At 57.1% G+C, this 9322-nt stretch carries 13 protein-coding genes; 12 read left to right on the top strand and 1 reads right to left on the bottom strand.

Annotated elements, in window-relative coordinates; genetic code table 11:
- Positions 1–105 precede the first annotated feature (105 nt).
- The 8 genes from LT948_RS16005 to LT948_RS15970 all read left to right on the top strand — a co-directional run bounded on the left by LT948_RS16005 (position 106) and on the right by LT948_RS15970 (position 7155).
- The gene (locus tag LT948_RS16005; RefSeq protein ID WP_010792775.1) at positions 106–555 is read left to right on the top strand and encodes an ADP-ribosyltransferase-containing protein; all 450 of its coding nucleotides are present in this window, start codon (positions 106–108) and stop codon (positions 553–555) included.
- Positions 556–729: 174 nt separating this feature from the next.
- A complete protein-coding gene (locus LT948_RS16000) occupies positions 730–1461 on the top strand; it encodes a hypothetical protein (RefSeq protein ID WP_010792774.1) in 732 nt (243 codons plus the stop codon).
- A gap of 87 nt (positions 1462–1548) precedes the next feature.
- Positions 1549–2565 carry a nucleoid-associated protein YejK gene (gene yejK, locus LT948_RS15995; RefSeq protein WP_021018462.1) on the top strand — a complete coding sequence of 339 codons (1017 nt, stop codon included), beginning with the start codon at positions 1549–1551 and terminating at the stop codon, positions 2563–2565.
- Positions 2566–2615: 50 nt separating this feature from the next.
- Positions 2616–3044 carry a hypothetical protein gene (locus LT948_RS15990; RefSeq protein ID WP_010792757.1) on the top strand — a complete coding sequence of 143 codons (429 nt, stop codon included), beginning with the start codon at positions 2616–2618 and terminating at the stop codon, positions 3042–3044.
- A 274-nt stretch (positions 3045–3318) separates the two neighbouring features.
- Complete coding sequence (locus tag LT948_RS15985) at positions 3319–3759, top strand: DUF6283 family protein (protein ID WP_010792756.1); 441 nt, start codon at positions 3319–3321, stop codon at positions 3757–3759.
- Positions 3760–3826: 67 nt separating this feature from the next.
- Positions 3827–4540, top strand: a complete 714-nt coding sequence (locus LT948_RS15980; protein ID WP_010792755.1) for a hypothetical protein — start codon at positions 3827–3829, stop codon at positions 4538–4540.
- Between the two features lie 160 nt (positions 4541–4700).
- Entirely contained in the window at positions 4701–5669 is a 969-nt protein-coding gene (locus LT948_RS15975; protein WP_021018460.1) for a methyltransferase, read from the top strand.
- A 130-nt stretch (positions 5670–5799) separates the two neighbouring features.
- Positions 5800–7155, top strand: coding sequence for an ATP-dependent DNA ligase (locus LT948_RS15970; protein WP_019484834.1), 1356 nt, complete (start codon positions 5800–5802; stop codon positions 7153–7155).
- Between the two features lie 50 nt (positions 7156–7205).
- Here the strand turns inward: LT948_RS15970 and LT948_RS15965 are convergent, their stop codons facing one another.
- Complete coding sequence (locus LT948_RS15965; RefSeq protein ID WP_052437132.1) at positions 7206–7604, bottom strand: hypothetical protein; 399 nt, start codon at positions 7602–7604, stop codon at positions 7206–7208.
- 197 nt (positions 7605–7801) lie between these two features.
- Between LT948_RS15965 and LT948_RS15960 the strand changes: the two genes are divergently transcribed.
- The 4 genes from LT948_RS15960 to LT948_RS15945 are packed head-to-tail and all read left to right on the top strand — an operon-like array spanning position 7802 to position 9210.
- Complete coding sequence (locus tag LT948_RS15960) at positions 7802–8443, top strand: HD domain-containing protein (RefSeq protein ID WP_010792752.1); 642 nt, start codon at positions 7802–7804, stop codon at positions 8441–8443.
- 19 nt (positions 8444–8462) lie between these two features.
- The gene (locus tag LT948_RS15955; protein ID WP_010792751.1) at positions 8463–8654 is read left to right on the top strand and encodes a hypothetical protein; all 192 of its coding nucleotides are present in this window, start codon (positions 8463–8465) and stop codon (positions 8652–8654) included.
- 5 nt (positions 8655–8659) lie between these two features.
- Entirely contained in the window at positions 8660–9010 is a 351-nt protein-coding gene (locus LT948_RS15950; protein WP_010792750.1) for a hypothetical protein, read from the top strand.
- Positions 9007–9210, top strand: coding sequence for a hypothetical protein (locus LT948_RS15945; protein WP_010792749.1), 204 nt, complete (start codon positions 9007–9009; stop codon positions 9208–9210). The genes LT948_RS15950 and LT948_RS15945 overlap by 4 nt, the downstream gene beginning before the upstream one ends.
- Positions 9211–9322 lie beyond the last annotated feature (112 nt).

Genomic DNA, 9322 nt, shown 5'->3' with positions numbered 1-9322 from the left:
TTGTGCCAGAAGCATTCTGCCAAATCTTTTGATGATCGGCATTTTCCCCTCGGTTCTGGCACCTCCCCTCTTCATGGAACATGAGCACTCGATCAGGAGAGAACCATGTTCCCGAAGCAAAAAAACTTCTACCGAGGGACCAAAGCCCGAACCACTAACTTCCAGCCCGCAAGTCGCGGAACTTTTGGTTCCGGCCTGTATTTCGGGGATCAAGCCTGTGCCGATGAATACGCAGGACCTGGCGGCTCTGTCTGGGAGGTCAAGCTCAACATGAGCAACCCTCTCCACTGCCTGGCCAGCCTTGAGCATGACTACGACCTGGACAGTCCGGCCGTTCCCCTCATCGAGCAGATTTTCTCGATCGAGACTGCAATTGAGCTGATAACCAGGGCTATTGAAACCGACGGCTATTTTGGAGTTGAGATTCAGCAGCGACTTGAGCAGCTCGGTCATGACGGACTTGTGGCCACCTACCCGGACGGCAGTTACGAGGTAGTGGTCTTTTCCCCTGCACAGGTCCTGGATGTTCGTCGACTGGATAGCCGCGCAGCTTGACGTCTCCTACAAGGAAGCGTGGAGTTCACACTCTGAATTCAGGGGGTTCAGGCACGCCAGCAGGTGGCAGATTATCGGCTTGGCGAGTCGGGATTTCAGCGTGCCATTTTGGCTTTGTGCCACCCGTCAAATCGCGCAACCTCTTCCCACCCCCAGCCAAAAGGAATCAGGCAAATGGTCAAATTCACCCCCGAACTTCTCGACGGTTACACCTACATGCTGGATGGCGATCGTACGGTGGACACTGCCGTTCAGGAGTTGAAGGAGGCATTTTCTCCGCAGGCAATCTTCGATTCCGCGGAACGCAGGCTGATCAAGCTGAATCCTGGTACCACCCAGGACCTGCATGCCTACATCAGTGTCGGATACAACCAGTTCGGCGCAGACGCCCGAGCAGTAGCATTCAAAATTCTGGTAACCGATACCGAACAGACTGCTGGCAATGCTCTCCTCTGCGCAGAGGGCTATTTCATCGCCACGACCTGCAAAGGGTTGGATCTGGTCATCGCGATGGACAATATCAGCCAGGACGTTTACCTAGCCGGGGAACTCTTCAGTCAAGGATGGCCACGCCGTAATGGCACCTTCACGCTTTTCACCCAGCTGATCGTTCACCCCGATCTGCGGTCCCCTGTACTCCATGACCTGATGCTGGAGCTCGAGGGGGGTATCTGCTCACTATCGCCGGACATCCCAACTCTCTCCTCGGGGCTCATGCTGGTTTTCAACCGGGATTCTGAGCCGACCAACGTGCTGCTGGAGCAGTGCAGTATCTGCACCGTTCACGAACAACGGGACCAACTCCGCCTGTTCAGCATCCCAACGGAATCTTTCGTCACCGATCGACCCAGCGCACGCACCACTCGCAAGCGAGTTTGCGAGTTCCGGTTCGACGCTTGCGCTTAATCGCCCTCCTCCGTTGCCGGCAGGATCTCACCCGTTAGGATCTCGCCGGCAACCGCTTTCTGCTTATCAGTCTGACCTGAGGTCCCCATGCCCATTCGCCATTGCATTGTCCATTTCATCGACAAGAAACCCGACGGGAACCCGGCGGCACTCCACTCCCGGGATGCCGAACTAGAACACAACGAGGCCGCAGATAACCTGCTTGCCGATCTCAACGATGCCTACAACGCCAAGGCAACTAAAGGTTGGGGGCTTTTCCATGGTCAATCGGGGGCCTATCCACTGAGTGGGTGGCTGAGCGAGTACCTGGATGGCGGACAGGATTTCGTGAGCTTCAGCCGCCAGGCAGCCGAGCACTTGGTGAGGCTGATGGAAGAATCGAGCCTGACTGTCGGGGGCCATTTCCTGCTGGCGCATTACCAGCAAGGCATGACTGACTACCTCATGCTCGCAATGCTCCATCACCGCGACGGCGTCGCGCTGACCGAAGGCCTCGAGGTAGCCGCCATCAAGCATCTCGATGTGGGGCAACTCCACCTTGCCGCAAGGATCAATCTGTCTGAGTGGCGTAACAACCCCAAGTCGCGCCAGTACATTTCCTTCCTCAAGAAAGGTGGCCGCAAGGCTTTCGACTACTTCCGCGACTTCATCGGTTGCGAGGAAGGCCACGATGCTCCAAGCGAGACGCGAACTCTGCTGAAAGCATTCTCCGACTTCGTTGAAAGCGAAGACCTGCCAGAAGCAGCTGCCAGGGAGAAAACCGACACGCTGGTTGATTACGCCAACGCCCAAGCGCGACTCGGGCAACCGGTAACCCTGGACGAACTTTCGAGCCTGATCGACGAAGACCGACCGAAAGCCTTCTACGACTACATCCGGAACAAGGACTATGGTCTGGCTCCGGAAATTCCTGCGGACAAGCGGACTTTGAAGGAGTTCCAGCGCTTCACAGGACGTGCTGAAGGCTTGGCCATCACCTTCGAAGCCCATCATTTGGGATCGACGGTTGAGTACGATGAAGAGCAGGATATGCTGATCATCCGCAACATTCCGCGCCAGCTCAAAGACCAACTCGCGAAGCGGAAGGACTCTCAAGGGGCCTAAGCGGCCCCGACCACTCTTACCACGTGAATACAGCATTACAGGAGAAGTGGGTGACCAGTCTGCAACCGGACCAGATCCTCAAAGGCGTCAGAGCAACGTACGAGTCGATGCTGCACTCCTCACTCGGGCATGGGCGTACGAACGGTACCTGCCTCTACGCCGCCATCCTCTGTGAGGCCCTGCTACGAAAATTCGCCGCTCTGGACCCAATTATTCGAGGTGGTGACGGTAAGAGGGATGGTGGCCTGGTTATTGATGGGGTTCCGCACGGCCACTACTGGGTTGAAGTCGAATATCAGGGCGGAATCCACGTCGTAGACATCACTGCAGACCAGTTCGGCCTCGACGCCATGGTGTTTGCCCCGAAAGACAGCATTTCTGCTGCATACGTGGCAGGTGACCAGGCGACTGTTGACGCTCACGTCCGGGACATGAGGAACAAGATCAAAGAAGAATATGCTGATCGGGAGCTCCCTTAGCAAAGCCAGGCAGAGATGACTGCATGACCTTTGTCCGGGAGGATTCTGGCACACAGCCGGCCCCCTGAGACTGGCGACTTTCAAACAGGGAGTCGCCCATGCTTCTACCAATCGCTCTCTTCGCATCCCTCATCTGCGCAGCGCTGGCCATGACTTGGCTGGCCCACACTCTTCCAGTAGCCTTTGCCACTGAAATTCAAGGTGTGGCAGCTATCCTGGCACTGCTCGCGCTTGCCCTCCTGATCACTGCATGCCGTCCGAACCGGTACCTTCAATGACTACCAAGAACAACAAACCAGAAGTCCTCGATGCTCGCTGGGCTGACTGGAACCACCAGGTGGTCACCATCAAGAGCGGGCGCAAACATGCCTGCAAGGTCCCTTGCAAAGATTGCCCATGGAGGCGTGATTCCGTCGGAGTCTTCCCGGCCGAGGCATTCCGACTTTCCGCGGCAACCGCCTATGACATGAGCGACCGAACCTTTGGCTGCCATACCACCGGGAAGGAGAAGCCAACTACCTGCGCGGGCTTCCTCCTCAGGGGGGCCGATCACAATCTCTCGGTTCGGTTAAATCTCATCAATGGTGAACTGGACATGAACCAGGTTTCGGACGGCGGAGTCGATCTGTTCGACAGCTATGCAGAGATGGCCATCGCCAACGGCGTCGACCCCGAAGATCCGATTTTGAAGCCCTGCAGGAACAACTATTCCTGACCGGGACCTGGCTTCTGGCACACCAGCCCAGCCCTGATCATGGCTCCATCTCATAAGGAGCCATGCGATGAACGTAACCTTCACCTACAGCTACAACCACAGCATCGTGCCCCCTCGCTGCCGCCTGCCTCGTACAGTCCGCGAGCACGACGGACTGATCACCGTAGAAATTCGGGAAATCCCGCCGGAGCAAGCCCCGGTGGCGATCATCAGCCGAAACAACAGCGACCAGGGGCACGATCCAGTGGAATACCGCACTTTCGAGGGCTGCCTCTGGACGAACTGCAAGCTCTTCGCCGGCGCGCGGGACAACAAAGCGGAAGGAGGCCCGAACGCGACCCATCGCATGCCAGAGCCTGAGATCTCTCTGGTGACGGAAAGCGTCACGCTGAGCCATTGGGAACAGGGAATCTACATCGGCGCCTATCAGGGAAAGGCCGGGATTGACGAATATCTGGAGAGGTGGGCACGCGATCGGATCATCATCGATGGCCAACTGTTTTTGCCGGTCGGAGAACCCATGTATGTGGTGATGACCTTCGGCCTGTCAAACAACCACGGCGGTACGTCCCTCCATTGCACAGACTTCTTGAACGCCAACATTAAGGATTCCTCCTACTTCTCCATTTTGGAGTTCGATCGAGCTCTGGAGTACGCCCGTCAGGTGGCAGCAAACCGCGGCGACACTATCAAATTCTCCGTCGATCCTGGCTTCGAGTTTCAGGTCCTGATCCCCAAGGCCGTTCAGTGGAAGAACCCTGGCTTGTCAGTGGCTACATGACCGCGCCCTGACTCCTCACCCGCCATCACCCGAGCTTCTAGCGTGCTCAATAGAGACCTTGTGCTGGGTGATGGTGGCACGACCTACCTGGTCAGAAAATTCCCTCATCAAATACACACCCGAATCAGACACATACCGTCTGAGCCGATGAGGAGATGAAATGGCTAAGTTATCCAAAGAAGCGGCGAAGCGTCACAAGCAGGCGCTCGACCTGGTTTACTCGGACAAGAGCCTGCGTCTCGAGGACCGCTATTTCATCTTGGAACATTTCCATGAGTCCGCGACCAACATGAATGGTCTAGCCGGCGCATTCTTCACGCCAGAGGGACTGGCCAACGATTTCTCCATCGAAGTCCCGGAGTGTGAGTCCTTGATTGACCTTTGCGCAGGCATCGGGAGGCTGGCTTTCGCCTGCCGCGAGCGTGCAAAGCGTATCGTGTGTGTCGAGATTAACCCTGAGTACGCTGAAGTTGGGAAGCGAGTGCTCCCAGAAGCGGAGTGGATCGTTAGCGATGTGTTTTCAATCCCGGATATGGGGCGTTTCAGTACTGCGATTTCGAATCCACCCTTTGGATCTGTGAAGACTGGCCAGGCGTTCGACGGTCGCTACACAGGGGCAAGTTTTGAGTACAAGCTCATCGAAGCCGCATCCAAGATCGCTGATCACGGCGTGTTCATCATCCCGCAGACATCCGCCCCATTCCGGTACTCGGGCCAACGCTCCTATAGCGTCGAGATTACGCGGGAGTGTGAGAAGTTCATGAGTCAGACCGGTATCGTGCTCGACCATAATTGCGGCCTGGACACATCCGCCTACAAGAACGAATGGCACGGCGTCAGTCCGATCTGCGAGATCGTCTTGTGCGACTTCACCCAAGACCCTGCCGAAATCCCAGCCGCTCCGGCAGAGGCAGAGCAGAATTCCGTGTCCAAGGCTGTAGTCGCGCCTCCTGCACTAATCCCGCCACCGGCTCCAGCGCAGAGCGAACCCACGCTGGCGACCGTGCCCGATCGTGCTGTAGCGCCAGCACCAACTGCACCGGCCCGAATGAAAGCCTCCAGGAAGCCAGACACAGGTTCTGCCAACCCGCAGTCCTTTGCCCAGCTCTCCCTTTTTGATGCAGCGTAGAGGGCTTTTTCCGGGCGCTTCTGGCACACCCCCTGCGCCTTAAGAATGGTCATCAGTCCCCGGACTTCGCTGGAATGAAACCCAAGCATCCGGACAATTAAGGCAGACCACTCTGGAGAATCAGCCCGTGATGAGCACCACCGTCTACCATGCCCTCGAGCAGATCGCGAATACCCCTGGCACCAACGACAAGCTGGCGCTACTGAAGACCCACGTCGACAGCGAAGCCTTCCAGCGCGTCCTGATCTACATGCTCAACCCATTCATCACTTTTGGCATCCGCCCGGCCCGGGCTAGCCAGTTCGGGGCCGAGGAGTTCAGCCAGGAAACCTGGTCGATGCTCGACCAATTGGCCGCCCGAGGCCTCACCGGACACCGCGCTGAGGAGGCGGTTACTCGGGCATTGACGTCCTTGAACCCAGAGTCCTCTGAATTGCTCTGGCGCATCCTTTCCAAGGACCCGCGCGCCGGCTTCAGCGAAACCAGCGTCAACAAAGTCTGTTCCGGGCTTATTCCTGAGTTCAGCTACATGCGCTGCAGCCTCCCTCACCACACCAATCTTTCGGAGTGGAACTGGGCTGCTGGTATCTACTCGCAGGTCAAAGCCGACGGCATGTTCGTCAACGTGACGATCGAAGCCAATGAGGTCAGCCTCACCTCGCGCGCTGGCACCCTTCTCCCTGGAGCACCGTTCCAAGAACTGCTCGACGGGCTTCGTCAGCTTCCGACCGGGCAAGCGCATGGTGAGCTGCTCGTCGAATGCGACGGCAAGATTCTCCCCCGTGAGGTCGGCAACGGCATGCTGAACTCGGTAGTCCAGGGCGGCCAGTTCGACCTTGGCTGCCGGCCGATCATCAAATTGTGGGATCAGATCCCGCTGGCCTCGGTCAAGAAGGGTGGGCGCTGCGACACCCCATACAAGGACCGCTTCGGTCAGCTGACCGATCTCGTAACGGCGCTCGCCCACTCGGCGATCTCGATGATCGAGACGCGCATCGTGTACTCCTTTAAGGAGGCCATTGACCACTATGTGGAGCAGCTTGAACTCGGACTGGAAGGCACGATTATCAAGAAGCCCGAGGCTATCTGGTTTGACGGTACCAGCAAGGATCAGGTCAAGCTGAAGCTCGAAGCCCCCTGCGAGCTTGAAGTGGTTGATTTCCTTCCTGGTAAAGGAGCAAACGCAAAGACCTTCGGGTCACTGCTCTGCAAGAGCTCCTGTGGCCAGCTGGTTGTAGGAGTAAGCGGCTTCAAGAAGAAGAAACGAGAAGAGATCCATCTCAATCGGGATACGTGGCGCGGGATGATCATCACTGTACGATCCAACCAGATCATGCGTCCGAAGAAGCCAGGCAAACCATACAGCCTCTTCCTCCCCCGCTTCGTCGAAGAGCGCTTGGACAAGTCGGTTGCGGATGATCTGGTGCGGATCGAGGAGCAGTTCGAAAACGCTATCCGCATGGCTGCCTTGGGATTGGCTGCCTAATCTCAGACACGAAAGGGGCCGCCTAATGGCGGCCCGATCTTATTGGCCTCTTAAAACTCAAAGCATCCGCAGGGGCACGTCAGCCAGGTAAGTCCGTGCGAGCAAATGCCCTCCTCTCGATCCCCTGCCTGATCCTCAGCCTCTTCTTGAGGACTACGGTATCCGTACTTCTCCCGGGCATATTGAAAAGCTTCGATCGCCTCTTGGCTCGCGGTTTCTTCATCTCCAAACTCGCTGCGCATGGCAGCGCAAAAGCAGGTGAGCACCACCATTTCGTACGTCGGATATCGCTCTACCGCCTGGCGGTACAACTCGCCAACTCGGTTTTGAGTTCTGCTCGGCAACATCTGCACTACACAGTCATCAGCTCCTCGAACCCACGGCCGGATCTGCTGTTTGACGACATCGCTCAAATCTTGGGAGCTCACCCCCATGAATTCGGTTTTCATCGATTTCTCCCAGAATCTGGGCAACCGTAACAACACCGCTCCCGCGGCTCACGCCAAAGTAGGTTTGTGAAATTCGTTCGTGGCTGGTGTCACTAGCCATGGCGTGGAGAATTCACGGTGTGCGGTACGGCAAGCTCCCTACCATGCCCAAGGTTATGATCCGTCAATGTCAACACAACGCCTGGAGTAGCAGGGAAATGCCTTTGAATCACACCGAGCTTGAAGATCGTTGGCATCGGCTCTGGCGCGCGCTTGGCGCAGCACCTGCTGCAGGTGCCTTCGACTACCTCTGTATGCAATACAGCGAGCCCGGACGGCACTACCACACCCTTGAACACATAGCCGCGTGCCTTGAACACTTCGACTCTTGGCGTCATCTGGCCGACAAACCTCACCTGGTTGAACTGGCGCTGTGGCTTCACGACGTGATCTACGACACGCACCGAGTGGACAATGAAGCTTGCAGCGCTCAGTACGCCATCGCCTTGCTCACAGCTGCCGGCGTTCCCGAGTACGCCCCAGCTGTGGAAGCGATGATCATGGCGACCACCCACCAGACTGGCTCCCAGGCCGATGATTGCGGCCTGGTGCTCGACATTGATTTGGCGGTTCTGGCACAGCCACCACAGGCGTATAAATCCTACCAACAGGCAGTTCAACAGGAATTTGCCTGGGTACCGGATGACCTTTTCCGTGCCGGACGTGCAGACGTCCTACGGGGACTGCTGAGCTCTCACCCGCTGTACGGCCACCCTGAAATCTCGGCCGCATGGGAAGCGATTGCAAGGTCGAACATCGAATCCGAACTGTTGGAGCTGGAAGGCCCGCAGTCCAAGTAGCTCATTCAAGAGGTGAACTATGTGCAAGCTGAACGCCCAGGACCGGGCGACCCTAGAGAAAGCCAAGGCCCAGGCTGCAGAGCTGGTTGAGGCCCTGACCAAGCTCGGCTCAGCGAAGAACGGACTGCTCGGTCTCGAGGGACTGGATCTCCAGCAGCAGGCAATTTCCATTGAAAAGCGACTGGGCGCGATCCAGTCCGTAACGGAGTAATCACAATGCCGACCAAAACGACTGGCTCGGAACTCAAGGCCTTCTACAACGACGACGGGTTTTGGAAGCCGAATGGTGAAGATGATGTCTGGCATGAGGAGCTTGAGCTTGAAGTTAACGGCCAGGTCATGAATGACTCCTTCTCCATCGGCGAAGACCTCAAGCCAGAGGACCAGGTTCGAATCATGGCTGGGTGGGTGCAGTCGAATGACGGTTCTGTCGACGTTTCCTTCGAAACCTACTTCAAGCGCTGGAAGAAGAAGCAAGACACGGTTTTCCTCTCGGTCCAGGCACCGAAGGACAAGCTGGATGCCATCAAGGAGGCGATCATCGCCGCCGGCGGAAAAGTAGCATGAGCCTCTCAATAGAGGGGTTCGCCAAGGTCCAGCAGTGGCTTCTAGATGAGGGATTCTGCAGGGATGAGGTGGCCACCGCTGAGCAGGTCCAGGCAGTAGCCCAGAAACTTGAGGGTGAAGGGAACCGTCTCATCAGCCTTGCAGAAGACATCCGTATCCAGTTGTCCGCGGCACGCCCAGCGGACAAAACGGCATGGTGAGGTGAACATGTCCTGGGCAGATCGAGCGGCACCGATAGTGGCAGAAGTCATCAACCGCGTTGGCCGGAAAGACATGACTGCATTGCGCAAGGCTCTCGCCGAGGCATACCCC

This window comes from Pseudomonas sp. CP-1, from assembly GCF_021213715.1.
Classification (GTDB): Bacteria; Pseudomonadota; Gammaproteobacteria; order Pseudomonadales; family Pseudomonadaceae; genus Pseudomonas; species Pseudomonas aeruginosa.
This window is presented reverse-complemented; position numbering and strand designations above follow the sequence as displayed.